The organism is Mitsuaria sp. CC2, assembly GCF_048957715.1.
Taxonomy (GTDB): Bacteria; Pseudomonadota; Gammaproteobacteria; order Burkholderiales; family Burkholderiaceae_C; genus Roseateles.
This window is the reverse complement of sequence record NZ_JARVXN010000023.1, coordinates 85,035-110,429: the sequence shown is the minus strand read 5'-3', so window position 1 is coordinate 110,429 and position 25,395 is coordinate 85,035. Positions and strand designations below refer to the sequence as shown.

At 70.1% G+C, this 25,395-nt stretch carries 22 protein-coding genes; 10 read left to right on the top strand and 12 right to left on the bottom strand.

Features of this window, described 5'->3' with window-relative positions; genetic code table 11:
* Positions 1 to 18 precede the first annotated feature (18 nt).
* From PV762_RS16640 to PV762_RS16620, 5 genes are all read right to left on the bottom strand, one after another.
* Positions 19 to 1,251, bottom strand: coding sequence for an ABC transporter permease (locus PV762_RS16640; protein WP_421036115.1), 1,233 nt, complete (start codon positions 1,249 to 1,251; stop codon positions 19 to 21).
* A gap of 19 nt (positions 1,252 to 1,270) precedes the next feature.
* Positions 1,271 to 2,584, bottom strand: a complete 1,314-nt coding sequence (locus tag PV762_RS16635) for an ABC transporter permease (RefSeq protein ID WP_421036114.1) — start codon at positions 2,582 to 2,584, stop codon at positions 1,271 to 1,273.
* Between the two features lie 18 nt (positions 2,585 to 2,602).
* Positions 2,603 to 3,976 carry a TolC family outer membrane protein gene (locus PV762_RS16630; protein ID WP_421036113.1) on the bottom strand — a complete coding sequence of 458 codons (1,374 nt, stop codon included), beginning with the start codon at positions 3,974 to 3,976 and terminating at the stop codon, positions 2,603 to 2,605.
* A gap of 2 nt (positions 3,977 to 3,978) precedes the next feature.
* Positions 3,979 to 4,719, bottom strand: coding sequence for an ABC transporter ATP-binding protein (locus PV762_RS16625; RefSeq protein ID WP_421036112.1), 741 nt, complete (start codon positions 4,717 to 4,719; stop codon positions 3,979 to 3,981).
* Between the two features lie 87 nt (positions 4,720 to 4,806).
* Positions 4,807 to 6,075, bottom strand: coding sequence for an efflux RND transporter periplasmic adaptor subunit (locus PV762_RS16620; protein WP_421036111.1), 1,269 nt, complete (start codon positions 6,073 to 6,075; stop codon positions 4,807 to 4,809).
* A gap of 154 nt (positions 6,076 to 6,229) precedes the next feature.
* On the opposite strand from PV762_RS16620, the gene PV762_RS16615 reads away from it, so the two are divergent.
* Positions 6,230 to 6,964: a hypothetical protein gene (locus PV762_RS16615; protein WP_421036110.1), complete on the top strand. Its 735-nt coding sequence runs from the start codon at positions 6,230 to 6,232 to the stop codon at positions 6,962 to 6,964.
* Positions 6,965 to 7,015: 51 nt separating this feature from the next.
* On the opposite strand, the gene PV762_RS16610 is transcribed toward PV762_RS16615, so the two are convergent.
* Complete coding sequence (locus tag PV762_RS16610; protein WP_421036109.1) at positions 7,016 to 8,857, bottom strand: glutamine--tRNA ligase/YqeY domain fusion protein; 1,842 nt, start codon at positions 8,855 to 8,857, stop codon at positions 7,016 to 7,018.
* Between the two features lie 247 nt (positions 8,858 to 9,104).
* On the opposite strand from PV762_RS16610, the gene PV762_RS16605 reads away from it, so the two are divergent.
* Entirely contained in the window at positions 9,105 to 11,237 is a 2,133-nt protein-coding gene (locus PV762_RS16605) for a hypothetical protein (RefSeq protein WP_421036108.1), read from the top strand.
* Between the two features lie 6 nt (positions 11,238 to 11,243).
* On the opposite strand, the gene PV762_RS16600 is transcribed toward PV762_RS16605, so the two are convergent.
* From PV762_RS16600 to PV762_RS16575, 6 genes are all read right to left on the bottom strand, one after another.
* The gene (locus PV762_RS16600; protein WP_421036107.1) at positions 11,244 to 12,101 is read right to left on the bottom strand and encodes a LytR/AlgR family response regulator transcription factor; all 858 of its coding nucleotides are present in this window, start codon (positions 12,099 to 12,101) and stop codon (positions 11,244 to 11,246) included.
* A 30-nt stretch (positions 12,102 to 12,131) separates the two neighbouring features.
* Positions 12,132 to 13,292 carry a sensor histidine kinase gene (locus tag PV762_RS16595; RefSeq protein WP_421036106.1) on the bottom strand — a complete coding sequence of 387 codons (1,161 nt, stop codon included), beginning with the start codon at positions 13,290 to 13,292 and terminating at the stop codon, positions 12,132 to 12,134.
* Between the two features lie 22 nt (positions 13,293 to 13,314).
* On the bottom strand, positions 13,315 to 13,833 hold the full coding sequence (locus PV762_RS16590; RefSeq protein WP_421036105.1) for a DUF6622 family protein: 519 nt from the start codon (positions 13,831 to 13,833) through the stop codon (positions 13,315 to 13,317).
* A 138-nt stretch (positions 13,834 to 13,971) separates the two neighbouring features.
* A complete protein-coding gene (locus PV762_RS16585; RefSeq protein ID WP_421036104.1) occupies positions 13,972 to 16,347 on the bottom strand; it encodes a hypothetical protein in 2,376 nt (791 codons plus the stop codon).
* The gene (locus PV762_RS16580) at positions 16,344 to 17,237 is read right to left on the bottom strand and encodes a hypothetical protein (RefSeq protein ID WP_421036103.1); all 894 of its coding nucleotides are present in this window, start codon (positions 17,235 to 17,237) and stop codon (positions 16,344 to 16,346) included. Before PV762_RS16580 ends, PV762_RS16585 begins: the two co-directional genes overlap by 4 nt.
* Complete coding sequence (locus PV762_RS16575; protein ID WP_421036102.1) at positions 17,188 to 18,810, bottom strand: helicase HerA-like domain-containing protein; 1,623 nt, start codon at positions 18,808 to 18,810, stop codon at positions 17,188 to 17,190. Before PV762_RS16575 ends, PV762_RS16580 begins: the two co-directional genes overlap by 50 nt.
* Positions 18,811 to 18,915: 105 nt before the next feature.
* On the opposite strand from PV762_RS16575, the gene PV762_RS16570 reads away from it, so the two are divergent.
* Genes PV762_RS16570 through PV762_RS16535 form a run of 8 tightly spaced genes read left to right on the top strand, consistent with a single transcriptional unit; the run spans position 18,916 to position 25,326 of the window.
* Entirely contained in the window at positions 18,916 to 19,641 is a 726-nt protein-coding gene (locus PV762_RS16570) for a YebC/PmpR family DNA-binding transcriptional regulator (RefSeq protein WP_297531163.1), read from the top strand.
* Positions 19,638 to 20,921, top strand: coding sequence for a phosphoribosylamine--glycine ligase (gene purD / locus PV762_RS16565; RefSeq protein WP_421036101.1), 1,284 nt, complete (start codon positions 19,638 to 19,640; stop codon positions 20,919 to 20,921). The genes PV762_RS16570 and purD overlap by 4 nt, the downstream gene beginning before the upstream one ends.
* A gap of 52 nt (positions 20,922 to 20,973) precedes the next feature.
* A complete protein-coding gene (locus PV762_RS16560) occupies positions 20,974 to 21,672 on the top strand; it encodes a 1-acyl-sn-glycerol-3-phosphate acyltransferase (RefSeq protein ID WP_421036100.1) in 699 nt (232 codons plus the stop codon).
* Positions 21,669 to 22,604: an oxygen-dependent coproporphyrinogen oxidase gene (gene hemF, locus PV762_RS16555; RefSeq protein ID WP_421036099.1), complete on the top strand. Its 936-nt coding sequence runs from the start codon at positions 21,669 to 21,671 to the stop codon at positions 22,602 to 22,604. Before PV762_RS16560 ends, hemF begins: the two co-directional genes overlap by 4 nt.
* 30 nt (positions 22,605 to 22,634) lie before the next feature.
* Positions 22,635 to 23,279, top strand: coding sequence for a nicotinate (nicotinamide) nucleotide adenylyltransferase (gene nadD / locus PV762_RS16550; RefSeq protein ID WP_421036098.1), 645 nt, complete (start codon positions 22,635 to 22,637; stop codon positions 23,277 to 23,279).
* Positions 23,280 to 24,209: a ribosome silencing factor gene (gene rsfS / locus PV762_RS16545; RefSeq protein WP_421036097.1), complete on the top strand. Its 930-nt coding sequence runs from the start codon at positions 23,280 to 23,282 to the stop codon at positions 24,207 to 24,209.
* Between the two features lie 4 nt (positions 24,210 to 24,213).
* Positions 24,214 to 24,684: a 23S rRNA (pseudouridine(1915)-N(3))-methyltransferase RlmH gene (rlmH, locus tag PV762_RS16540; RefSeq protein WP_421036096.1), complete on the top strand. Its 471-nt coding sequence runs from the start codon at positions 24,214 to 24,216 to the stop codon at positions 24,682 to 24,684.
* A 33-nt stretch (positions 24,685 to 24,717) separates the two neighbouring features.
* On the top strand, positions 24,718 to 25,326 hold the full coding sequence (locus PV762_RS16535; protein ID WP_421036095.1) for a Maf family protein: 609 nt from the start codon (positions 24,718 to 24,720) through the stop codon (positions 25,324 to 25,326).
* Positions 25,327 to 25,395: the final 69 nt, after the last annotated feature.

Genomic DNA, 25,395 nt, shown 5'->3' with positions numbered 1-25,395 from the left:
CGTTCCATCGTGCCGGCGTCAACCGCCCCGCAGGGCGGCGACCGGCGGCAGCGCCGCGGCCCGGCGCGCCGGCGCGAAGACTGCGATCTGTCCGAGCGCCCACAGCATCAGCGCCCCCAGCGGCAGGTAGACCAGGGGCAGGCGCGGCAGCTCGTAGCTGCGCATCAGCAGCAGGCTGATGCCGTAGGCGCCGATCATGCCCAGCACGATGCCGGCGGTGGACAGCAGCAGGTTCTCGGTCTGGAAGTAGCGCAGGATCTGGCCGCGCGTGGCGCCCAGCGCGCGCCGCGTGCCGATCATCCGCGTGCGCTGCTGCACCCAGAAGCTGGCCAGACCGACGATGCCGAAGGCCGTGACCACCAGCAGCCCGACGCAGACGCCGGCCAGCAGCTGGATCATGGAGCGGTCCTGGCGGTAGTAGTTGCCGCGCAGCTTGAGGATGCTGTCCTGGTCCCGGATCACGCGGCGCAGGCCGGGGCTGTTGGCCAGCAGCTTCTCGCCGGCCGCCTTCAGCACGGTGTCGGGATTGGCGCCCGGGGCGACGCGGATCATGAAGCTGCCGCCGCGGAAGCTCGGCTGCACCGGGAACATCATCGTGTGCAGCGCGTTCTCGTCCTGCGAACCCGGGTTGGGCGAGGGCAGGTCCTGCACCACGCCGACGACCCGCTGCGGCTCCGTGCCGTAGACGTAGATCGCCTTGCCCACCGCGGACTCGCCGGGCCAGAGCCGCTCCGCCATCTTCTTGTTGATGATCACGGCGGGCACGCGCGGGTCGGGGTTGGCGTCCAGCGTGGAGCCCGGGACGAATTCGTTCGCTTCGAAGTCGCGCCCCTCGACCAGCCGCAGGCCCATGGTCTGGATGAAGCCCGGCCCGACGGTGTAATGCCCGCCGGTGACGCGGCTGGACTGGTTGGTGTCCGCGGTCAGCCGCACGCCGGAGTTGTTGGAGCTGCGGCCGTAGGGGTACTGGTTGGTCAGCGTCGCCGAGACCAGGCCCGGCACCTGCCGCAGCGCGGCCAGGTCGGCCTGGGTCTGCGGCTCTGGGTTCTCGACGCGCGCCATGCTGGACAGCGAGAGCGTGACCAGCGCCGACTCGGCGATGCCGGTCTCCGCGGTGACGCGCTCGACGCGCTGGAAGATCAGGAACAGCGCGTTGCAGACGATCGCGCAGGTCAGCGCGATCTGCAGCACGATGAGGCCGGCGGCGGTCTTGTGACGCTTGAGCGTCGACAGGATGGGCAGGATGTCCATGGCGAATCTCCTCAGGGCCTCATTGGGTCTTCAACTGGATGGCGGGCGTGATCTGGCATGCGCGCCAGGCGGGCAGCAGCCCGGCCAGCAGGCTGGCCGCGAGCGACACGCCCAGCGTGGTCGCCAGCATCTGCCAGTCCAGCTGCGCGAGCTGCGCGTAGTCCGACGGGTTCTGCCGCACCACCCACAGACCGACCCAGGTCAGCGCCAGGCCGAGCAGACCGCCCACGAGGCCGAGCGTGCCGGCCTCGACGAGGAACTGCAGGAAGATCTGGCGGCGCGGCGCGCCGAGCGCGCGACGCACGCCGATCTCGCCGCTGCGGCGCAGGCACTTGGCCAGCAGCAGGCCGACGGTGTTGGTCAGGCACACGGCCAGGAAGCCGAAGGCCAGCAGCACCTGCAGCTTGATGTCGCTGGGCACGACCTTGCGGATGGCCAGCCATTCGTTGACGGCGCTCAGCTTGGGGTTGGACGGCCGCTCGAAGCGGCCGGCCTCGCGCTGCTGGTCGGAATACTGCGTCAGGTAGGTCTTGTAGTCGGCGAGCTGCTGCGGCGTGTCGAGTTGCACCCAGTACTGCAACCACGCGCACGGCGCGTTGAGGGAGCGCGGATCGACGCCGTCGGTGCGGCCCCAGCAACTCATCTGGCCGGCGCCGCCGAAGCGCAGCGACAGCGAGGTCGACAGCGGGATGTAGACGTCCGCGGCCTTGGCATAGGAGCCCAGGGTCAGGTCGTAATAGTGCGGCGCGGGACGGAAGGGCTTGAGCACGCCGACCACGGTGAAGTCCTTGTCGCGCAGGCGCACGGTCTTGCCGCGGCTGTCCTGGCCGCCGAAGAGCTTGTCGTTGAGGTCGGCGGAGATGACCGCGACGCGCGCTTCTGACGTGTCGTCCGCGGCGGTCCAGCCGTTGCCGTAGCGGAACGGGGCCTCGAACATCGCGAAGAAGTCGGCCGTCGTCCAGCGCCCCCCGGTGAAGAACGGCGGCTGCGCGGCGTCGCCGGAGCCGGCGGGATCGACCGCGATGAACGAGCCGGTCATGATGACCTGGTGCACCCCGCGCTTGGCGCGCAACAGCTGCTCGGCGTCGAAGCGGGTGAGCTGCAGCTCGGGCTCGTCGCCCGGTTTCCAGTCGCGCCGGGACTCGGCGTCGAGCTGCACGTTGAAGAGCCGGCTGCTCTTGTGCGGGATCGGATCGCCGGACATGACGTGGAACACCGTCAGCGTCGTCATGCAGGCGGCCACGCCCATCGCGATCGACAGCAGCATCAGCGCCGTCAGGCCGCGGTGGCTGCGCATGGCGCGCAGGGCGAGTTCGAGGTAGTAGGTCAGCATGGTGGGTCCTCTCTCAGCTCACGACTTGACGGGCGGAACGGTCTTGACCAATGGCGTGGGCGTTGACGTCGGCATCGATGTCAATGTCGGCTGGGGCGTCGGCACCGCGCCCAGCAGCGTGTTGACGGACGCCAGCTCGGGTTCGCCGAGCGCGCCGGCCGCCTGCTGCAGCAGCAGCTTGGACAGCACGTAGCGGTGGCGCGCCTGTTCCCAGGCGTTGCGGGCGTTGCTCTGCGTCTGGATGGCCAGCAGCAGGTCGGTCATGGTGCGCAGGCCCAGGTCCAGGCCGCTGCGTGTGGAGGCCAGCGCCTTCTCCGCCGCCTGCACCGCGGCGCCGGCCGTGCGCATCTGGCTGAGCGCGGCCAGCACCGCCTGGTACTGCGCCTGGGTCTCGCGCGTCATGGCGCGGCGCGCGCTTTCGAGGTCGTCGCGCAGCTGCTCGCGCTGGTAGATCGCCTGGCGCTTCTGCGATTCGGTCGCGCCGCCGGCGAAGATCGGGATCGTCAGCTTCAGGCCGATCGTCGTCGTGTAGCGCCCCGCGTCCTGCGGCGCTACGGCCGGACCCGACAGCCGCTGGCCGTCGAGGCCGGCGCTCAGCGTCGGCAGGTGGGCGGCGCGCGCGGCGGCGACGCGCTGGTCGCCGGCGTTCACCGCCAATGCGGCCGCCTGCAGCGACGGGTTGTCGCGCAGCGCCTGAGTCACCCAGGCCTCGGGATCGGCCGGCTCGGGCATCAGCATCGCGAGCTCGGGCGCGAGCGGCTGGAGTTCGCCCGGCATGCGGCCGGTGATCTGCGCCAGCGCCTGGCGCGCGTCGAGGAGATCCTCGCGCACCGATGCCGTGTTGCCGCGCGCCAGCTCGTAATACGCGCGGCCCTGTTCCACGTCCAGCGATGCGGACAGCTGCGCGTCGAAGCGCGATTGCGCCTGCGCGACCTGCTGGCCGTACACGTCCTCGATCGCCTGCGCGGTCTGCAGCGCGGCCTGCGCGGTCAGCACGCCGAAATAGGCGCGGGCGACGCGGGCGCACAGGTCGGCCTCGGCGGCGCGCACGCGCGCGTCCTCGGCGGTCACCAGCGTCTTGGCCGCGTCCCAGCTGCGCAGCCGGCTCAGGTCGACGAGCACCTGGTTCAGGCTGTGCGTCAGCTGGTGCTGGCGGCCGTCGTCGCGCAGGTGCGATTCGCTCAACTGCGCGGTCCACTGCGGCAGCAATTGCGCGCGGGCCTGGACGGCGATTTCCTGCTGCTCGCCGCGCACGGCGCGCGCGCCGGCCAGCACGGGATCGGCGGAGCGGGCCTGGGCGTAGATCTCGAGCAGGTCCTCGGCGGCGGCCGGCAGGCAGCAGCCCGCGAAGAGCACGACCGCGGTGATCGCCGGAAGGAAGTGTCGTCTCATGGTCAGGCCGAGGTCGGCGTGGTGGGGGTGAGGGGCTTGGGGGCGCGCAGCAGCTCGGGATCCATGTGGAGTTCGGCGGCGATGTCGACGACCTGGCCGTCGATCACATGCACGTTGCGCTGCGCGCGCGCGGCGAGCTGCGGATCGTGGGTGACCATGACGATGGTGGCGCCGTCGCGGTGCAGCTCCTCGAGCAGGTCCATGACGCTGCGCGCCATGGCGCTGTCGAGGTTGCCGGTCGGTTCGTCGGCGAGCAGCAGGCGCGGCGAGCCGGCCAGCGCGCGGGCGATGGCCACACGCTGCTGCTGGCCGCCGGACAGTTCGGCGGGGTAGTGGCGTTCGCGCGCCGACAGACCCACGCGGGCCAGCGCGTCGCGGGCGCGCTGCTGGCGTTCGGCGGCCTTCATGCCGCGGTAGCGCAGCGGGACCTCGATGTTGTCCAGCACGTTGAGGTCGGGGATCAGGTTGAAGGCCTGGAAGATGAAGCCGATCTTCTCGTTGCGCATGCGCGAGCGCTGCGTGTCGTCCATGCCGCTGACGTCGACGCCGTCGAGCTGGTAGCGGCCGCCGGTGAAGGCTTCCAGCAGGCCGGCGATGGTCAGGAAGGTCGTCTTGCCCGAGCCCGACGGCCCGGTCACCGCGACGAACTCGCCTTCGCGCACGTCCAGGTTGAACTCGCGCAAGGCGTAGGTCTCGATCATTTCGGTGCGGTAGACCTTGGAGAGCGATTGCATCTTCAGCATGAGGTTCCTCGCGAGCATTGAATGGGAAAAACGGTTGAAGGAGGGAGGGCGTGGCGGCGATGACCGAGGGGGGGCTGCCTCATCGGCTCAAGGGCTCAGCGTGACGCGCTCGGCGCCCTCGAAGGCCTGCGTGCCGGAGATGACGATCTGCTCGCCGGGCTTGACGCCTTCGAGGATCTCGACCTTGGACAGGCTCTGCGCGCCCAGGCGGATCGGGCGCTTGACCGCCTGGCCGTCCTGCACGACATAGACGAAGCGGCCGCCGCCGTCCTCGACGAAGCTGCCGCGCGCGACCGTCAGCACCTTGTCGCGCTTGTCCAGCAGCACGCGCACCGACAGGCGCTGGTTCTGGCGCAACTGGTCGGGCGTGGCGCCGTCGAAGCGCAGTCGCGCCGCCACCTCGTTGTTGACGACTTCCGGCGAGACCGTGCTGACCAGGCCCTTCCACTGCCGGCCGTTGCCGGAGATCTCCCCGGGCATGCCGATGGCGAGGTCGCGGGCGAAGCTTTCGGGCACCTGCATCTGCACTTCCAGCGCGGTCAGATCGACGACGGTGAGCAGGCCCACGCCGGCGGCGACGTTGGCGCGTTCGGCCACGAGCAGCTGACCGACCTGGCCGTCCACCGGCGAATGCAGCTCGAGTTCCGCGACCTGGCGTTCCAGGTCCTTGACCAGCAGTTGCTGGCGTTGCAGCGCCTGCTGCTTGGACTGGAGCTCGAACTTCAGGCTGTCGTCCTTGAGACCGAGGCCGGCCTGCGCGTGGGCGGCGGTGATACGGGCCTTCTCCATCGCGTCGCGGGCCTTCTCGACCTGCATGCCGGCGACGGCGCCGGCCTCGAAGGCCTTGGTCTGGCGGTCGAGGTCGTTGCGCGCGGTCTGCAGGTCGATTGCGGCGTTCTCATGCGCGGAGCGCAAGGCGGCGCGCTGCTCGCGGCCGTCGACCTCGGCGCGCAGCGCGTCGGTGCGCAGCGCGTCGGCGTTGCTCTGTTCCTGCGCGAGCTTGGCGCGCAGGTCGGGGCTGTCGATGACGCCGAGCAACTGGTCCTTGGCGACCTTGTCGCCGGCCTTGACCTTGAGCACCAGGTTGCCGCCGTGCAGCGCGTAGACGGTGGGGCTCATCGCGGCGACGACCTTGCCCTCGCCGGCGACGTCGCGCACCAGGGGGCCGATCTCGACCGGGGCGACGGACAGGCGCTGCAGGCTGACCGAGTTGCCGCTGCCCAGCATCCGCTGCACGGCGGGCGCGGCGGCGAACGCAGCGATCAGCAGTCCCGCGCCGGCCAGCGCCAGCCACAGGCGGCGGCGTCCCTGGGGGCGGGCGAGGGGGACGTCCTGTCCGGAGGTGTCGCGAATCATTGGGGTGTCCGAGTGCGGTGTCGTGTGATCGATGCCGCACTGGATCGCAAGCCTCGTGCCACCCGGCGATTGTCCGGATTTCCCTTGGGAATCAACAGGTTGTCCTGCGGTGCCTGCGCCGGGTCAGTGTCCGCGGACAGTCGGCGGACGCTGGATGGACAGTGCCGGACACGCCGGGCGTCCGCACGAACGCGCCAGGCCCGGACAGGGAGGCGGCTGGCCCGTCGATGGTGAACGACGCCGCACGCGCCGCACACCCGAGCGATGGCGGGGCGGCGGGCCCGTCGAGACACTGGTGACTTCCCCAACTGCATGGAACTTCGCCATGTTTTTCCAGATGTCCGCCGCGCCGATCGTCCGGGGCACGCCTTGCATGCCGTCCCATGGTCACGGCTTCAACGGCTTCAACGGCTCCGTCGGCTCCGTCGGCTCCGTCGGCTTCAATGGCTCCGTCTGCTTCAACAGCTCCGTCGGCTTCAATGGCTCCGTCGGCTTCAATGGCTCCGTCGGCTGCACGCCGTGGCCGCCTTCCAGACCGGTGACTGACGACTTCAGTCCCTACGCGGGTCCGGCCTCGCGGCCAGGGCCGCGTTCGGAGATCGCTGGCGAAAGCGGCTTCACCGTGGAACTGTTCCAGAGGGAGGTGACTTCACTGATGGGCCAACTGGAGCAGTTGCTCGTCAAGCTGACCGCCAAGTCGGGCTGCAGCACTCGCGAGGTCGAACCTCCGTCGCTTCCTCCGAAGCTGGTGGTGGAAAGTCCGGACATCTTCAGGCGCGGCACTGATGCCGATGCCGATGCCGACACGAACTCGATCGAGGCGTTCTGCCGACTTCCCGCGAACGTTTCCTCGTGGATTTGCACAGGTCAAGGCGTGATGCCCAACTGAGCCGAGCCCAGGCCCGCAGGCGCGCGTGCGCTGCCGGGCCTGGCGAGGGGCTTACTTGCTGAAGTTGTCCCGCAGCCCGGTGATCTTGTTGAACACCGGCGCTCCCGCGCGGTGGTCGACCCGGTCGGCGACGAAGTAGCCGTGACGTTCGAACTGGACCTTGGTGTCCGGCGCCACGTCCTTCAGCGACGGTTCCAGGTAGCCCTGCGTCACGCGCTTGGAGTCCGGGTTCAGCAGCTCCAGGAAGTTGCGGTCGCCGGCGTCGGGCTGGGCTTCGGTGAACAGGCGCTCGTACAGGCGCAGCTCGGTGGGCACGGCTTCATGCGCGCCGACCCAGGTGATGACGCCCTTGACCTTGACCGCGTCCGCGCCGGGCGTGCCGCTCTTGGTGTCCGGCACGAGCTTGGCCAGCACCGCGGTGATGGTGCCGTCGGCGTCCTTCTCGCAGCCGGTGCACTCGATGACGTAGCCGTACTTCAGCCGCGCCTTGTTGCCGGGGAACAGGCGGTGGTAGCCCTTGGACGGAACTTCCATGAAGTCCTCGCGCTCGATCCACAGCTCGGGGCCGAGGCTGAACGCGCGCGTGCCGAGCTCCGGCACATGCGGGTGGGCGGGCGCGGAGCAGGGCTCGCGGTGCCCGGCCGAGCCGAAGATCTCCGCGTAGTTCTCGAGCTTGAGCTTGACGGGATCCAGCACCGCCATCGCGCGGGCGGCCTGGCCTTCGAGGTCGGCGCGCAGGTAGCCGTCCAGCACCGAGTACTCGATCCAGGCGTTGGTCTTGGACGCGCCGGTGCTCTCGACCATCGCGCGGATGGAGGCCGGCGTGTAGCCGCGCCGGCGCATGCCGACCAGCGTGGGCATGCGCGGATCGTCCCAGCCGTCGACGTGGCCCTCGTCGACCAGCTGGCGCAGCTTGCGCTTGCTGGTGACGACGTAGGTCAGGTTGAGGCGGCCGAACTCGTACTGGTGCGGCAGCGGGCGGGCGAGCAGGCCGCCCTGGGCCAGATGCTCGACCAGCCAGTCGTAGAACGGGCGCTGGTCCTCGAACTCCAGCGTGCAGATGCTGTGCGTGATGCACTCCAGCGCGTCCTCGATCGGATGCGCGTAGGTGTACATCGGGTAGATGCACCACTGGTCGCCGGTGTTGTGGTGCGTCGCGCGGCGGATGCGGTACAGCGCCGGGTCGCGCAGGTTGATGTTGGGCGACGCCATGTCGATCTTGGCGCGCAGCACCATCGAGCCGTCGGGGTGCTGGCCGTCGCGCATCTCGCGCAGGCGGGTCAGGTGCTGCTCGGGCGTGCGGTCGCGGAAGGGGCTGTCCTTGCCCGGCGTGCCGAAGTCGCCGCGGTTCGCGCGCATGTCCTCGGGCGACTGCTCGTCGACATAGGCCAGGTCTTGCGACACCAGGTACTCGGCGCCCCGGTACATCAGATCGAAGTAGTTGCTGGCGTAGTAGAGATGGCCGGTCTCGCGGCCGTCCACCGCCTCCTGATCCGGGGCGGCGTCCCAGCGCCAGCCCAGCCACGCGACCATCTCCTTGATCGCGTCGACGTACTCCTGCTCTTCCTTCTCCGGGTTGGTGTCGTCGAAGCGCAGATGGCAGACGCCGCCGTAATCGCGCGCCAGGCCGAAGTTCAGGCAGATCGCCTTCGCGTGGCCGATGTGCAGGTAGCCGTTGGGCTCGGGCGGGAACCGGGTGCGGATCTTCGCCGGGTCCAGCGGGCCGGCGGCGTGGTGTGCCGCGTCGCCCGGGCTGCCGCCGAAATGACGCGCCGGCTGGAAGCCCTGTTCCAGATCGCGCTCGATGATGGCGCGCAGGAAGTTGCTGGGCTTGACGGCGGCGTCCGTCTTGTCGGGCGCGTGCGCGCCGGCGGTCTTGTCAGGGCTGGACATCGGTGGGTGAAGTCTCGAAGAGAGGTCGAGGATTCTACGTGGGGCCGGGGAGGCTCCTCCCGGCGTGGATGTTCCACGGCGCCCGCCCGCGGCAGCGTCCGGCCAGGCCCGGCTAGCTTGTTTGAAGGAGTGGCCTGTCCGGATGCGCCGGAGCGGCCTCGAACATCGCGGACATGGGAGTCATGGCGGCGAACAGACACCACTTTCAGACTGTGAGGTTTTGAACCGACTACCGAAGCGCATGCCGATGCCAAATCCCGAATCAGCCGTTCCGCCTTCTGCCGTCAAGGCCGCTGAAACCGCCGCCCGGCGGCGTGGCGTGGCCCGACGTCACCCGGGCGATGAGAACGATGTGTCCGATTCCGCCGCGGCGACGGGCGGCGAAACCTGTGCCGAATCGCAGCCGCCTGCGGCCTCTGACGGCAGGACGCCCGATGCGCCAGAGTCACCCCTCGTCGGCGAGACATCCCGCGACGACTGCGAGGCCGGCACTGCAGTGGCGGCCGCTTCCGACGGCTCGACCGAGAAATCCGTGGCCGCCATGGTGGCGTGGCTGGTCGGTGCCACGTTGACGGCTGGCTCGGCGACTTTCCTGGCCGGCGGCGCCGACCGCGGTGGCGCGCTGCCGCCCAAGCCGGATCCGCTGCCGGAGCCGAGGCCCGACCCTCTGCCCAAACCGAAGCCCGATCCCATGCCGGATCCCAAGCCTGAACCGAAGCCGGATCCGCAACCCGATCCGACACCGCCTCACGTGGACCCGAAGCCGGACCCCGCGCCCGACCCGACACCGCCGCACGTGGACCCGAAGCCGGACCCCGTGCCCGATCCGACACCGCCGCACGTGGACCCGAAGCCGGACCCTGTGCCCGATCCGACACCGCCGCACGTGGACCCGAAGCCGGACCCCGTGCCCGATCCGACGCCGCCGCACGTGGACCCGAAACCGGATCCCGTGCCCGATCCGACGCCGCCGCACGTGGACCCGAAGCCGGACCCCGCGCCCGATCCGACGCCGCCGCAAGATATCGTCCCGCCGACGGCACCCACGATCCGTCTTCTGCACGACACGGGCGTGCCGGGCGATCTCGTCACCAACGATGCGCGCGTGCAGGTGTCGGACCTCGAAGCCGGTGCGGTTTGGGAGTCGAGCAGGGACGGTAAAACCTGGACGGCGAGAACGGGGGACACGATCGATGCTTCCGAGTTCGCCGGCGATGGGGACAAGCGCGTGCAGGTCCGTCAGATCGATGCGGCGGGCAACGTGAGTCCCGAAGCGACGTTGAGCTTCCGGCTGGATACCACGATCACGGATCCGACGGCGACCTTGAGGAGCGAGGCCCGCGAGAACTATCCGCTCGCTAACGATGTCGACTTTCATTCGGGAACCGTCGTCAACCGGGCCACCTGGATTCAGTTGGGTCTCGAGGACCGGGCGCACTGGACTTACAGCATCAACGGCGGGCAGGACTATGTCCCGGGCGATGGGGACCGCCTCGACCTCGATGTGCTGAAAGGCGAAGGAGAGCAGGAACTTCGGATCCGGCAGCAGGACGAGGCCGGCAACTGGAGCCGCGACACTGTCCTCGAACTCACGGTGGACAACACCTCGCCCGTCGTGACGGCGACCTTCTCGCCTGAAATTCCAACGCCGCCAGGCGTCCCTGGAAAGTACCAGTCTTACGACTTCCAGGCCGACGAGGAAGCGCAGATCGTGTTCGTTCCGATAGGCGCCGTGCATGGGGAGACGCCGCAGAGCTATCTGGCGGGATGGCATGGCAAGGGCCTCCTGGTCGCTGCGGAACAGACCTCGGGGTCGGGAATCTGGCGCGAACAGCCCGTCAACGCCATGTACACCGTGCTGGCGGTCGACAAGGCGGGCAACGTGTCGTTCGTCCCGATGAGCGGGGGCGATGGCGCTGCGGGAACATCGCCGGCTGCGGTCGCCCTTCGCGCGGATGGGATGTTCGCCGGGAACCGCGTCGTCACGGCGGCACCGGATCCGCTCGACGGTCGCTCGATCGCGCGTTCGTCGAGAATGGCGGACCATTTCTTCGGCAGCGACAGGGCGGACGTCTTCAGCTGGAACGATCATCCCGAGGCCATGCAGCCGCAGATCGACTGGATCCACGGCTACAGCAAGGCGCAAGGCGACGTCATCGATCTGGCTAGCGTTCCAGCGGACGGGCGCTCGATGGGGACACTCGGCGACTACCTGCGCAAGGAGGTGCTGGCTGACGGCACCTTGTCGCTGTGGATCGACTACAACGGCAAGGGCGAGACCTTCCCGGGCAACTTCGACCAGCAGATCCTGGTGACGTCGCAGTCCGGCACCGACCTGCTGCTCCGGCTCGGGCAGAACGGCGCGCCGGTCGTGATCTGATGGCGATCACATCGCCCTGAACAGGTACCCGTACATCCGGCTCACCGCCAGCTTCTCCGGCCGGCGGCGCAGCCGGAGGGTCAGCTTTCCGGTGTCGTCGCGCTGGACGCGCTCGATCGCGTCCACGTGCACGATGTGCCCGCGGTGCACCTGCCAGAAACGGTCGGGATCGAGCTGCGGGAGCAGCTCCCGCAGCGAGATGCGCACCAGGTACTCCTGCTCGGCGGTCATCACGCGGACGTACTTGTCCGCGGCCTCCAGGTAGACGACGTCGTCGACCGGCACCAGCACGATGGCCTCGCCGACGCCGACCTGCAGATGGCGCAGCGCTCCAGCCGTTCCGCCGGCGCCGGACGGCGCCGCGGCGGTCGCCCCGACAGCCGCGCCAGGTGTACCGACACCCAGCAGGCCGCGCAGCTGTTCGATCGCCGATTCCAACGCCGCCGGCGGCTGCTGCCGTTGCGCGAGCGCAGCTTTCAAGCGCGAGACGGTCTGCGCGAGTCGTTCGCGCTGCACGGGCTTGAGGACGTAGTCGACCGCCGCGCGGTCAAAGGCCTGCAGCGCGAACTGGTCGTAGGCGGTCACGAACACCAGCAGCGGGAACGGCGAGTCGCCGCCGGCCCCGTCCTCCCCGTCGGTGTCCCAGTCGTCGGCCAGTTGGGCCGCCGCTTCCAGCCCGGTCATGCCGGGCATGCGGATGTCGAAGAAGCAGACCTCGGGTCGGTGTCGCAGGGCCAGGGACACGGCCTCCTCGCCGTGCGCAGCCATGGCGACCACGTCGAGCTCGGGCCAGAGCGCCTTCAATTCCTGGCGCAGGTGCGCGGCCAGCAGTTCTTCGTCTTCGGCGATCAGGGCGGTGGGCATGGATGACTCCTCCAAGGGGTTCGGATCGATTCAGCGCGTGGCGCAGGACACGGGGCCAGGTGCTGCCGCCGACGCGGCCGACGCGGTCGACGGCAACGGCATGCGGATCCTCGCCCGCGTGCCGCCGCCCGCCGGGCGGGACAGGTCCAGGCGCGACAGCTCCAGCCGCGCCTGCGGGCCGCAGGCGACGGCCAGCCGGTCGCGAACCTGCACCGTGCCGAAGCCGCCCTCCGGCGACCGCGCCGCTTCGGGATCGAAGCCGGCGCCGTCGTCCTCGACGTCGAGCAACAGCTGACCCTCGACCTCCGCCGCCCGCACCCGCAGCGTGCCGCCACCGACGTGCGGCTCCAGGCCGTGCTTGATGGCGTTCTCCACCAAAGGCTGCAGCAGCAGCGGCGGCACGGGCAGCTCGCGCAGGGCCTCGGGCAGGTCGAATTCGAAACGCAGCCGCGATCCCATCCGCACCTGCATCAACGCCAGGTAGTCGGCGATGCGGGCGAACTCGTCCTTCAGCGGATGCCGTTCGGCGCGGGACGCCGACAGCGTCGCGCGGAGGAAGGCGATCAGGTGGTCCAGCATCGCCTGCGCCCGGTCCGCATCCATCCCGATCAGCACCCGCAGGTTGGCCAGCGTGTTGAACAGCATGTGCGGTTCAAGCTGCGATTCGAGCAGCCGCAGCTGCGTCTCGGCGGCCTGGCGGCGCAGCGTCTCGGCGCGGGCTTCGGCGGCGGCGATGCGGTGGCGCGACAGGAAGAACAGCGTCGCGCCGAAGCCGGGGATCAGCGCGATCACCATCACGCTGAGCACGCGGCGCAGCGGGCTGGAGAGCAGGCTTTTCTCCTGCAGGCCGGTCACCATGTTGGCGAGCTCCACGCCCAGGCTGTAGCCGATGACCGTGCCCAGCAGCAGGCACAGCACCATGAGCGGCCAGCCCGGCCAGTCGAAGGGCTCGGCCGGCGCGCGGCCGACGCGCTTGAGCAGCCGCCAGCGGATCCAGCCCAGGCCGTAGCGCAGCAGGTTGATCGATGCGGCGCAGAACAGCGAGATGAAGAAGCAGTAGATCAGCGTCGGGCCGAGCGGCTGGTTGAAGACGATCACCAGGGCGAGGGAGATGGCCACCGTCAGCGTCAGCACGATGAGCACGTGCCGGAGGATCCAGCGCACGGGCGGGGAGAGGGGCAGGGGGCTCATGGGGGAGGAGTGTCGCGCAGGCTCAGGCCGCGACGGCGGCGCAGGCCTGGGGGCGATGGGACAGGATGTTGAGGGCCCGGCCGAGGAAGGCGCCGCTGAACAGGCCGAAGGTGGCGCTGAAGCCGAGCGCGTAGGCGGTGTGATGGGCGTAGTCGGGGTGCAGGGCCAGGCTCATGCCCGAGGCGAACTTCAGGACGAAGATGCCGGCCATCAGCGCCATCGGCACCCAGCTGCCGGGGACGATGAAGCGGCGGGTGTCGGCGTCGTAACGCACGTGGCCGGGCCAGCGCAGGACGCGCAGCGTCAGCACGCCGGCGACGATGCCCAGCAGCCAGGCCGGGCCCGCTAGGCCGTCCAGGCCGAAGCTCTTCTCGACGCCCCAGGCGCCGAACACCAGCCACAGCGCCGGCAGCACGATCAGCCGCTTGGCGCGCATCGCAGTGCTGCGGGTCTGCTTGAGGCCGACGTAGAGGATCACCACCAGGATCGCCCAGACGAAGCCGGGGATGTGGGACAGGATCTGGATCGGGGTGGGGGGCATGGCGGGCTCCGTGAGGCAGTGCGTGGTCGATGGGTTCGACTGTCGCGGCGCCCGCCCTGGCCGGCCATGGGATTGCGATGAGACGCCGGGTTCCGGCGCGAACGGTGGCCGGAGGTCGTGAAGTGCCTAAGCCCGGCGTCAGTAGAAGTACGGCGAGCGCTTCGCCCACTCCGACTTCGGGTACAGGCGGTGCAGGGTCTGGAACATGGCCTTGGACTGGGCGCTGTTGTCCTTGTCCGTGCAGCCGCCCTTGGTCGACTGGATGCCCACGTACAGCAGCCAGGGCAGGTCGGCCGGGCGGTCCGGACGCCGGGCCTCCGCCAGCACCCACTTCGCGAAGGCGCCTGTCGCGCTGCCGGTCGCTCGCAGCGCGACGCGTTCCTGCACCACCAAGTCGACTGCGGGCCAGCCGGGGCCCGCCCCCGGCACCGGGTTGCTCTCGGGTTTGCCCTGCGAGGCCGCCTCCAGCTCGATGCCGCCCTCCGCCGCGTCCAGGCGGCACCACATGCCGGCGACCGCGTCCTGAGGATCCCCCGCCGCCAGATCGGCGACCACGTCGTCGGACCCCGATCCGTAGCTCAAGGCCGCCGACAAGCGGGGGTGCGTCACCGACGCCCGCCACAGCGCGCCTCGCCGACCCGCGTCGGTCGTCGCCCGGAGGTAGGGACCGGTCAGCGCCTCGCCCTCCGCGCGCGGCAGCAGCGCGGCCAGCGTCGAGGCGGCGCCGCGCGCCAGTTCCGCGCGTCCCAGCAGTTCCGCCCGCCACCACAGTCCGAAGGCCAGTTGGGCCCGCACCGAAGGCGCCACCACCGGCGATGCGGCCGCGTCCTGCCATTCCGCCAGGGTGAAGCGCCGGATGACGACCTGGGCGCCGTCGAAGTCCAGCGCCCGCCGCGTCGGCGCCGGGAAGTCATACGGATAAGGCGCGTCGGCTCGGTTGAAGCGCGACCAGGTGCCGTATTCGCGACTCAGCCAGGGCAGCGCGTCGGCCGGCGTGGCGGCCAGCTTCAAGGCCTCGGCGGCGATCAGGTTGCGTGCGCTGGGCGTCGGTCCGCCCGGGGCCGCCGTCAACGCGGCCAGTTGGGCTCGCGCCCGGTCGAATTCGCCCGCTTCCCGCAGCAGGCGCACCTGTTCCAGGCGCACCGTCATCCAGCCCGGATGGGTCGCCGGCACGCGATCCGCAGCCGCCTGCATCGCGCCCCAGGTCGTGCGCGCCTTGACCAGCTTCGCACCGTCCGCGCAGGCCATCGCCGGGATCAGCCACAACACGCTGTCCGGCCGGGCCTTCCAGCGCGCCGCCTGGGGAGGCTCGGCGGTCGCCTGGGCGGCGGGCGATTCGCATCCCCGGTACGCATAGATCCAGTCGAGCACCGGCAGCGCCTCCACCTGGGCGAACCGAGCGCGCTGCACGCCGTCCGGACCGGCGTCCAGCCAGTGATCGGCGATGCGCGCCCAGTCCGCCAGCGACTGCGGGGCCGGCGGCTTGTCCAGTTGCGCCAGTTCCCGGGTGAGCTGGGTGAAGCGTCGCTCCGGATCGGTCTGCGCGCGGACCAGGTTCAGCAGGTTCTCCGCCGCCTGCCGCTGGACGGTCCAGTCCGCATGCGCGGCGATCTTCGCGGCCATCGGCTGCAGCCGGTCGAGCAAGGTCGTTGGCAGGCGCTGCGGGTTGCCCTCGCCCGTGCCGGGTGTTGCCAGACTGACCTGGCGCACCAGCGTGCGCATCCGCGCCAGCGACGCCCAGGCCTGCCAGGGGTGGTGTTCGTCGGCGGCGATCGCGGCGAAACCGGCCTCGGCGGTCGCCCAGTCCCCCGCGTAGAACGCGGCTGCCGCGCGCTGGTACTGCCGCGCCTGACGCCAGGCCAGCGCCTCCGCCAGCGGCAGCTCGGTCAATGCCGGCGGCGCGGCGGGCGGTGTCTTGGGCGGTGGAAAGGCCTTGGCCGCGAGGCCCGGCGCGCACTGCGCGAACACCCGGTCCTGGCCGTCGATCCATTCGCGCAGACGCGTCGGGGTCGCATCCGGGCGCTGCCTCAGCGTCGCGAGCGTCTCGACCGCGAAGGCATAGGCGCCGTCGGGACAGTTCAGGAACTCGACGTAGGAACGCTCCGCCGTCTCCTTCATCGTGCCCGGGCGCCAACGCGGCGGCTCGGCGACCAGCTCCTTGCGCGCGGCCAGCCAGGCGGCCACGGGCGGATGGCGTTCGGGATCCCAGGACGACTCGCCCGCGCCCGCGTCGCAGCAGGCCTTGTCCAGCCATTCGCCGGCGATGGGGACCAGCGGGCGGCGCGCATCGGCGCTCGCGATCGCGCGCCAGGCCGTGTAGAGCATCGGCCTCGAATAGGTGGGCAGCACCACGCCCAACTGACCTTGCACGTAGCGGTCGAGCCGGATCTCGGTGCGGCTCGTCGTCAGGAAGTCGTTGGTGTCGTCGAAGCCGCTGGCCCGGGCGGAGCCCGTGGTCATCGCGGCCAGCAGCAGCACGATCGTCGTCGCGCGGATCCCGGTAGGCATCGTCATTTTTCCTGTATCCGTGTCAGGGCGGGCCAGTCCCAGATGTCCGCCTCGAACGCCGCGGGCCACTCGGTGGCGCGGCCGCGCTCGAGGTTGAACCAGTACCGTTTCGGCCAGCGTCGCTGCCACGCGGCGGGCGGCGTGTCCTGCGGCGCGAATCCAGCCGCTTCGTGGCGGCAGCGCGGGTGCAGGGTCGCGGCACCGGCGGCGAGTTCGCGCCGCCAGCGCGCCGTGTCCCGGCCCAGCCGGAAAAACATCGGCACGACCTCGTCCGCGACGATGGGATCCATCCACGCGCGGCTGCGGCATTGCCAGGCGAGCAGCGTGACCGACAGCCGCGTCGACGCCGGCAGCGCCGCCCGCAGCCGCTTCACCAACGCGTGGTAGCTGTCGCGTTGCGAGGGCACGGCCTCGAAATCCAGTTGCACCCAGCCGCTGGTCGAGCGTCGCGCGGCGGCGACCACGCGCTGTTCGATCGCGATCTGCTGGCGCTCGTCGAGCGCGCGGCCCGGCGAGGCGTCGGCGCCGCGTCCGTCGTAGAGCTCGCCGGCGGGCACCTGCCGGCGCGGCTGCGGCAGCGGATCCACATGGACGACCGGCGTCACCGGGCGATTCCCCGGCAGGGGCAGGCCTTGCCGCCGCGGGCGCTCCTCGATGCCGCGCGGCGTCAGGCGCATCTGCGTCACGGTCACCGCCCAGGCGGTGGCGCTGGCCGGCGGGGCGTGGTGGTCCCAGACCCAGGCGATGTCCGTCGGACCGGGGTCAGGCTTTGCGGCCTCGGCGACCGGGACGGCGGGCGGCGGCTTCCCCGGTTCGGCGGCCCAGACGGCGCCCGCCGCCGCCAGCTCAGCGGCGGCGCTTAGTACCGCCGCCCAGCAGGCTGCCCAGCACGCCACGGACGATCTCCCGACCCACCGACGATCCGATGCTGCGCAGCGCCGACTTGGCCGCCGTCTCCGCCAGCCCCTCGTGACGCCCGCCGCGCGGGCCGGTGCTGCCGAACAGCACATCCTTCAGCCCGCCGAGCAGGCCGCCGCCGTCGTCCTGCGCGGGCGCGGGGGCGGGCGCGCCGCCGCGACCCGTGGTCGGCGCGCGGCGGAAGGCCTGGTCCGCCTCGTCGGCGATCGAGCCGGAGCCGGCGCCGCCGCGCGGCGATCCGGCCTGCGAGGGCTGCGGTGCCGCGTCGGCCGTCGTGGACGCGCGACCGGTCAGCTTCTCGTACGCCGACTCGCGGTCGATGTGTTTCTCATAGACCCCGGCGACCAGCGACCCGGCGATCAGCGCCTTGCGCTGCTCCGGCGTGATCGGTCCGATCTGGCTGCCCGGCGGGAGGACGAACACGCGCTCCGTGATCGCCGGCCGGCCCTTCTCGTCGAGCAGGCTGATCAGCGCTTCGCCGACGCCCAGTTCGGTGATCGCCATCGCGATGTCCAGGCCGGGCTTCGGACGCATCGTGTCCGCCGCGGCCTTGACCGCCTTCTGGTCGCGCGGCGTGAACGCCCGCAGCGCGTGCTGCACCCGGTTGCCGAGCTGCCCCAGCACCGTGTCCGGGATGTCCAGCGGGTTCTGCGTCACGAAGTAGACGCCCACGCCCTTGGAGCGGACCAGCCGCACCACCAGCTCGATGCGTTCCACCAGCGCCGCCGGCGCGTCCTTGAACAGCAGGTGGGCCTCGTCGAAGAAGAACACCAGCTTGGGTTTGTCCAGGTCGCCGACCTCGGGCAGCGCCTCGAACAGTTCCGACAGCATCCACAGCAGGAAGGTCGCGTACAGCCGCGGCGCGGCCATCAGCTTGTCGGCCGCCAGGATGTTGATGACACCCAGGCCATCCGACGTCTGCATGAAGTCATGGATGTCGAGCATCGGCTCGCCGAAGAACTTGTCGCCGCCTTGTGCCTCGATCTGCAGCAGCCCGCGCTGGATCGCGCCGACGCTGGCCGCCGAGACGTTGCCGTACTGCGTCGTGAACTCGCTGGCGTTGTCGCCCACGTGCTGCAGCATCGCGCGCAGGTCTTTCAGGTCCAGCAGCGCCAGGCCGTGGTCGTCGGCGATCTTGAAGACCATCTGGAGCACGCCGCCCTGGGTCTCGTTGAGCCCCAGCATCCGCGACAGCAGCAGCGGCCCCATGTCGGAGACCGTCGCGCGCACCGGATGGCCCTGCTCGCCGAACACATCCCAGAGCGTCGTCGGGCAGGCGATGGCGACCGGCGGCTCAAAGCCGCGTTCCTTCAGCACCGCCAGCAGCTTGGCCGACGGCGCGCCGGCCTGGGAGATGCCGGTCAGGTCGCCCTTGACGTCCGCCATGAACACCGGGACGCCCATCTGGCTGAACGATTCGGCCAGTTTCTGCAGACTGATGGTCTTGCCCGTGCCGGTCGCGCCGGTGATCAGGCCGTGGCGGTTGGCCAGCGCGGGCAACAGCTGGCACTCGATGTCGCCGTGGCGGGCCAGCAGGATCGGGTCGGCCATGCGGAAGTCTCCAGAGGCAAAAAAGCTAAAATCGCAGTCTAACGAAGCAACCACCGCGCCGCCCCGGAGAATTTCTTCCGGGTCGCGTCACAGGAGAACGAGGACATGGCAGGGCATTCCAAATGGGCGAACATCCAGCACCGCAAGGGTCGCCAGGACGAGAAGCGCGGCAAGGTCTGGACCCGTCTGACGCGTGAAATCATCGTCGCGGCCCGGGCCGGCGGTGCCGACATCAACATGAACCCCCGCCTGCGCCTGGCCATCGAGAAGGCCAAGGGCGCCAACATGCCGGCCGACAACATCAAGCGCAACGTCGACAAGGCCACCGGCAACCTCGACGGCGTGACCTACGAGGAAATCCGCTACGAGGGCTACGGCATCGGCGGCGCCGCCATCATCGTGGACTGCATGACCGACAACCGCGTCCGCACCGTCGCCGAAGTCCGCCACGCGTTCAGCAAGTACGGCGGCAACCTGGGCACCGAAGGCTCGGTGGCCTTCCAGTTCAAGCACTGCGGCCAGCTGGTGTTCGCGCCGGGCACCTCGGAGGACAAGGTCATGGAAGTCGCGCTGGAAGCTGGCGCCGAGGACGTCCTGACCGACGACGATGGCGCCATCGAGGTGCTGACCTCGCCCGCCGACTACGAAGCCGTCAAGAACGCGCTCGAAGCGGCCGGCCTGAAGCCCGAAATCGCCGAAGTGACGATGCGCGCCGAGAACACCATCGAGCTGGCCGGCGAAGATGCCGCCCGCATGCAGAAGCTGCTGGATGTGATCGAAGACCTGGACGACGTCCAGGACGTCTACAACAACGCGAGCCTGTCCGAATGAAGGTCCTGGTCCTTGGCAATGGTGGCCGTGAACACGCGCTGGCCTGGCGGCTGGCGCAGGGCGAGCGCGTCACGCAGGTCTTCGTGGCGCCCGGCAACGGCGGCACCGCGCGCGACCCGCTGCTGAAGAACGTCCCCCTCACCGACGTGAAGGCCCTGGCCGACTTCGCGATCGAGCAGAAGATCGCGCTGACGGTCGTCGGTCCGGAAGCCTTCCTGGCCGCCGGCGTGGTCGACGAGTTCCGCGCCCGCGGCCTGCGCATCTTCGGCCCCACCAAGGCCGCCGCCCAGCTGGAGAGTTCCAAGGCCTTCGCCAAGGAGTTCATGAAGCGCCACGGCATCCCGACCGCCGCCTACGAGACCTTCAGCGACGCGACCCAGGCGCACGCCTACGTCGACGCACAGGGCGCGCCCATCGTCATCAAGGCCGACGGCCTGGCGGCGGGCAAGGGCGTGGTCGTCGCGATGACGCTGGCCGAGGCGCACGAGGCGATCGATTGGATCCTCGCCGACAACAAGCTGGGCGTGGTCCACAACGAAGGCGGCGCCCGCGTCGTCATCGAGCAGTTCCTCGAAGGCGAGGAAGCCAGCTTCATCGTGCTGTGCGACGGCAAGAACGTCCTGCCGCTGGCCACCAGTCAGGACCACAAGCGCCTGCTCGACGGCGACCAGGGCCCCAACACCGGCGGCATGGGGGCCTACTCGCCCGCGCCGGTGGTGACGCCCAACGTCCACGCCAAGGCGATGCACGAGATCATCATGCCGACGGTCCAGGGCATGGCCCGCGACGGCGCCCCGTTCACCGGCTTCCTGTACGCCGGCCTGATGATCGACGCGCACGGCCAGCCCCGCACCGTCGAGTTCAACACCCGCATGGGCGACCCCGAGACGCAGCCGATCATGATGCGTCTGAAGAGCGACCTGTTCGAGGTGCTGATGCACGCGACCGACGGCACGCTCGACCAGGTCGAGCTGCAGTGGGACCGCCGCGCCGCGCTGGGCGTCGTGATGGCCGCGGGCGGTTATCCGCTGTCGCCGCGCAAGGGCGACGTGATCTCCGGCCTGCCCGTGGATGGCGAGGAGGCCATGGTCTTCCACGCCGGCACCACGTTGCAGGCCGACGGCCAGCTCGTGACCAGCGGCGGCCGTGTGCTGTGCGTGACCGCGCTGGGCGAGGCCGTGCGCCACGCGCAGCAGCTGGCCTACCAGACCGCGCAATCGATCCAGTTCGACGGCAAGCAGTACCGTCAGGACATCGGATACCGCGCGATCAAGCGCTGATCCGCGCCCACCCGAGCGCCGACCCGACCTCCGACCCGGACCCCGACCTGCCGTGGCTCCTTCCGCCCCTCGCCGCTGGACCGGCGCGCTGACGCCGATGCCCGGCGGCAGCGCGCTTGCGCGTGCGGTGCTGGGCGCCTTCGGCTGGCGCATCGACAACGGCGGCCTGCCGGGGAAGCAGGGCGTCGTGATGGTCTATCCGCACACGTCGAACTGGGATTTCCCGATCGGCGTGCTGACGAAATGGAGCCTGGGCTTCCAGCTGAAGTTCTGGGCCAAGGACAGCCTGTTCAAGCCGGCCATCGTCGGCCGCTGGATGCGGTCCATCGGCGGCGTGGCGGTGAACCGCCGCTCGGCCAACGGCATGGTCGCCGACACGGTCCAGCGGATGCGCGAGGCCAAGGCCCGCGACGAGTCCTTCTGGCTCATCGTCGCGCCCGAAGGCACGCGCGGCTACGTCGACCACTGGAAGTCCGGCGCGTACCACGTCGCCGTCCAGGCTGGCGTGCCGGTCGGACTGGCCTCGTTCGACTTCGCCACGAAGCGGGTCCTGTTCACCGACTTCGTCGAGGTCAGCGGCGATCCGGCGCAGGACTTCGCGCTGTTCGCCGCAGTGCTCCGCGGCCGCCAGGGCAAGCATCCCGAGAACGCCGGACTGATCCGGCTGAAATCCGATTCCCCCAGGGAATCCCACCACGATTCTTCCCCGGAATCCCGAAAAGAACTCGCCAAGGACGGAGATCCCCGATGAACACGCAGTTGGTGCGCGATTACCTGCTCGGCCTGCAGCAGCGGATCGTCACGACGCTCGAGCGTCTGGACGGTCAGGCATTCATCACCGACGCCTGGCAGCGCGAGCCCGGCGGTCGCCTCGAAGGCGACGGCCTGGTGCGCCTGATCGAGAACGGCGCCGTGTTCGAACGGGGCGGCGTCAACTTCTCGCACGTGCGGGGCCGGGTGTTGCCGCCGTCGGCGACGGCGCATCGACCGGAGCTGGCCGGCGCGCCGTTCGAGGCGATGGGCGTGTCGCTGGTCATGCACCCGCACAACCCGTTCGTGCCCACCGTCCACATGAACGTGCGCATGTTCGCGGCGCTGCCGGCCGACCGGGAGCCGGTCGTGTGGTTCGGCGGCGGCATGGACCTGACGCCGTACTACGGCTTCGAGCGCGACGCGCAGCACTTCCACCGCACCTGCCGCGCGGCGCTGGAGCCGCACGGCGAGGCGCTCTATCCGCGCTTCAAGCAGTGGTGCGACGAGTACTTCCACCTCAAGCACCGCAACGAGCCGCGCGGCGTCGGCGGCATCTTCTTCGACGATTTCGCCGAGGGCGGCGTCGAGAACGCGTTCGGCATGGTCCAATCCGTCGGCGACGCGTTCCTGCCCGCCTACGAACCGATCGTCGATCGCCGGCACGGTCTGGCCTACGGCGAACGCGAACGCGATTTCCAGGAATACCGGCGCGGACGGTACGTCGAGTTCAACCTGGTCTTCGACCGCGGCACGCTGTTCGGGCTGCAGTCGGGCGGACGCACCGAGTCCATCCTGATGTCGATGCCGCCGGTTGCGCGCTGGCGCTACGACTGGCAGCCGGAAGAAGGCTCGCCCGAAGCGAAGCTCTACAGCGACTTCCTCCGCCCCCGCGACTGGGCGGACGAGGTGCCGACGCACCTGTGGTTCTGACGGCATGCGCGTGAGCGGGAAGGATCACCCGTGAGCGACGGCGCGTCAGGGCGCCCGAAGGGGTCGGGTCGTGTCCGTCAGGTCGGGTGGTTCGGCGGATCCTTCGATCCGGTGCATCGCGCCCATCTGGCGCTGGCGCACGCGGCACTCGACCAGCTGGCGCTGGACGAGGTGCGATGGATCGTTGCCGGTCAGCCGTGGCAGAAGGCGGGCCGGCGGATGGCGACCGCCGCGGACCGTGCCGAGATGGTGCGGCTGACGATCGCGGGGAAGGGCGGAGATCCCCGCTTCGTCCTCGACGATCGCGAGATGAAACGCGCCGGACCGAGCTACACGCTCGACTCGGTGCGCGAGTATCAGCAGGAGCGTCCCGACGACGCGCTCTGGCTGATCCTCGGGCAGGACCAGTTGGCCGGCTTCACGAGCTGGAACGGCTGGGAGGAACTGGTCGCGCGTTCGGGGCTGGCTGTCGCGGCCCGCGCGCAGGACAAGGTACAGGCGCCGGCGGCGCTGCTGGAACGGCCCCATCGGCTGGTCCGGTTGACGATGCCGGCGCTGGAATGGTCATCCACCGAGGCCCGCCGACTGGCGGCCGAGGGCGCTGACGTAGGGCCCGTGGTGGGCGAAGAGGTGGCGGGTTATATTTCCCGGCACCGTCTCTACAGTGAGAACTGAATGGACATCAAGAAACTGGAACGTGCCATCGTCGATGGTCTCGAGGACGTGAAGGGCCAGGACATCCTGGTCTTCGACACCGAGCGCCTGTCGCCCCTGTTCGAGCGCGTGATCATCGCCTCGGGCACGAGCAACCGGCAGACCAAGGCGCTGGCTTCCAGCGTGCGCGAGACGGTCAAGAAGCGCGGCATGCAGGTCATGCGCACCGAGGGCGAGGACAACGGCGAATGGATCATCGTCGACTGCGGCGCCGCCGTGGTCCACCTGATGCAGCCGGCGATCCGCCAGTACTACCACCTGGAAGAGATCTGGGGCGGCAAGCCGGTCAAGCTCAAGCTGGGCAGCGGCGGCACCAAGCTGGTGAAGGCCTCGGAGCCGATGGACGACGAGGACGACGCGCCGAAGGCGAAGAAGTCCTCCGCCAGGAAGTCCGACAAAGCCGACAAGGCCAGCAAGGCTGAGAAGGCTGACAAGCCCGCGAAGAAGGCGGCCAAGGTCAAGTCCGTCGACGGCGAGGCCATCGGTGCCGCGTCGAAGAAGGCGCCGACGCGCGCGACGGGCACGAAGTCCGCTGCCGCCAAGTCGGCGACGAAGGCCGCCCCGGCGAAGACCGCCGCGACGAAGACGGCCGCGACCAGGTCCGCCAGACCGGCCGCCAAGAAGACGAGCATCAAGACCACGGCCGCCGCCGCCGCCGCGAAGCCTGCCGCCAAGACCACCCGCAAGCCTGCCGCCCAGGCGCCGGTCGAGACGGTGAAGGTCGGCAGCAAGAAGCCGGCGATCAAGAAGGCGTCTCCGAAGGTCGCCGCCGCGAAGCCGGCCACCGGCGCCAGAAAGCCGGCCGCCAAGCCGGCGGCCAAGTCGGTCGCCAAGCCGGCCGCCAAGAAGACCACGGTGAAGATCGGCACGAAGTCCAAGCCCAAGGTCTGACCCCGTGCGTCTGGTGCTGTGCGCGGTCGGGCAGAAGATGCCGGCCTGGGCCGATGAGGCCTATGAGGATTTCGCCAAGCGCTTCCCGCCCGAGATGCGGCTGGAACTCAAGGCGGTGAAGGCGGAACCGCGCACCACCGGCAAGTCGACCGAGCAGCTGATGGCGGCCGAGGCCCTGCGCCTTGACGCCGCCTGTCCCAAGGGCGCCCGGCGCGTCGTGCTCGACGAGCGCGGTGAACGCGTCACCTCGAAACAGCTCGCGCAGCGGCTCGAGTTCTGGCGCGGCGACGGGCGCGACGTCGCCATCTTCATCGGCGGCCCGGACGGCCTCGACGACAGCATCAAGTCGAGTGCCGACGAGAAGCTGCGCCTGTCCGACCTGACCCTGCCGCACGCCTTCGTCCGCGTGCTGCTGTCGGAAGGCCTCTACCGGGCCTGGTCGGTCATGGAAGGTCATCCGTACCACCGCGAATGACCACCGCGAATGACCGCCGCGAATGAGCTGACGATGTCCGCAGATGTCCTGTACCTCGCCTCGCAGAGTCCGCGTCGGCGACAGTTGCTGGCGCAGATCGGCGTTCGTCACGAACTGCTGCTGCCCGGCGCCGACGAGGACGCCGAGGCCCTGGAAGCCGTGATCGAGGGCGAGTCGCCCGACGATTACGTGCGCCGGGTCACCATCGCCAAACTGGATGCTGCGCTGCAGCGTCGCGCGCGCCGCGGCCTGCCGCCCGCGCCGGTGCTGTGTTCCGACACGACGGTGGCGCTGGGCGACCGCATCCTCGGCAAGCCCGACGACGGCGCCCAGGCGGCGGCGATGCTGGCCGACCTGTCCGGCCGCGAGCACCGCGTGCTGACGGCCGTGGCCATCGGCATGCCGGACGGACGGCGGCTGAGCGCGGTCAACGTGTCGCTGGTGCGTTTCGCCGAGATCGGCGACGAGCGCCTGCGCGCCTATGTGGCTTCGGGCGAACCCATGGGCAAGGCCGGCGCTTACGCGATACAAAGTCAGGCGGCCGCCTGGATCGAACACATCGCCGGCAGTTATTCGGGCATCATGGGCCTGCCGTTGTTTGAAACGGCGGAGCTGTTGCGGGAGGCCGGTTTCCCCGTCTGAACACGGACGGGGCGCACGGAGCGGCAGCGGACCCTGGACCGACAAAGCTTTCCGGAAGGCGACTCGAGC

What these genes read in the sequence shown, in the direction of transcription:
- PV762_RS16640 (WP_421036115.1), bottom strand. Translation starts at nt 1,251, where the DNA reads ATGGACATCCTGCCCATCCTGTCGACGCTCAAGCGTCACAAGACCGCC.
- PV762_RS16635 (WP_421036114.1), bottom strand. Translation starts at nt 2,584, where the DNA reads ATGCTGACCTACTACCTCGAACTCGCCCTGCGCGCCATGCGCAGCCAC.
- PV762_RS16630 (WP_421036113.1), bottom strand. Translation starts at nt 3,976, where the DNA reads ATGAGACGACACTTCCTTCCGGCGATCACCGCGGTCGTGCTCTTCGCG.
- PV762_RS16625 (WP_421036112.1), bottom strand. Translation starts at nt 4,719, where the DNA reads ATGCTGAAGATGCAATCGCTCTCCAAGGTCTACCGCACCGAAATGATC.
- PV762_RS16620 (WP_421036111.1), bottom strand. Translation starts at nt 6,075, where the DNA reads ATGATTCGCGACACCTCCGGACAGGACGTCCCCCTCGCCCGCCCCCAG.
- PV762_RS16615 (WP_421036110.1), top strand. Translation starts at nt 6,230, where the DNA reads ATGGACAGTGCCGGACACGCCGGGCGTCCGCACGAACGCGCCAGGCCC.
- PV762_RS16610 (WP_421036109.1), bottom strand. Translation starts at nt 8,857, where the DNA reads ATGTCCAGCCCTGACAAGACCGCCGGCGCGCACGCGCCCGACAAGACG.
- PV762_RS16605 (WP_421036108.1), top strand. Translation starts at nt 9,105, where the DNA reads ATGCCAAATCCCGAATCAGCCGTTCCGCCTTCTGCCGTCAAGGCCGCT.
- PV762_RS16600 (WP_421036107.1), bottom strand. Translation starts at nt 12,101, where the DNA reads ATGCCCACCGCCCTGATCGCCGAAGACGAAGAACTGCTGGCCGCGCAC.
- PV762_RS16595 (WP_421036106.1), bottom strand. Translation starts at nt 13,292, where the DNA reads ATGAGCCCCCTGCCCCTCTCCCCGCCCGTGCGCTGGATCCTCCGGCAC.
- PV762_RS16590 (WP_421036105.1), bottom strand. Translation starts at nt 13,833, where the DNA reads ATGCCCCCCACCCCGATCCAGATCCTGTCCCACATCCCCGGCTTCGTC.
- PV762_RS16585 (WP_421036104.1), bottom strand. Translation starts at nt 16,347, where the DNA reads ATGACGATGCCTACCGGGATCCGCGCGACGACGATCGTGCTGCTGCTG.
- PV762_RS16575 (WP_421036102.1), bottom strand. Translation starts at nt 18,810, where the DNA reads ATGGCCGACCCGATCCTGCTGGCCCGCCACGGCGACATCGAGTGCCAG.
- PV762_RS16570 (WP_297531163.1), top strand. Translation starts at nt 18,916, where the DNA reads ATGGCAGGGCATTCCAAATGGGCGAACATCCAGCACCGCAAGGGTCGC.
- purD (WP_421036101.1), top strand. Translation starts at nt 19,638, where the DNA reads ATGAAGGTCCTGGTCCTTGGCAATGGTGGCCGTGAACACGCGCTGGCC.
- hemF (WP_421036099.1), top strand. Translation starts at nt 21,669, where the DNA reads ATGAACACGCAGTTGGTGCGCGATTACCTGCTCGGCCTGCAGCAGCGG.
- rsfS (WP_421036097.1), top strand. Translation starts at nt 23,280, where the DNA reads ATGGACATCAAGAAACTGGAACGTGCCATCGTCGATGGTCTCGAGGAC.
- PV762_RS16535 (WP_421036095.1), top strand. Translation starts at nt 24,718, where the DNA reads ATGTCCGCAGATGTCCTGTACCTCGCCTCGCAGAGTCCGCGTCGGCGA.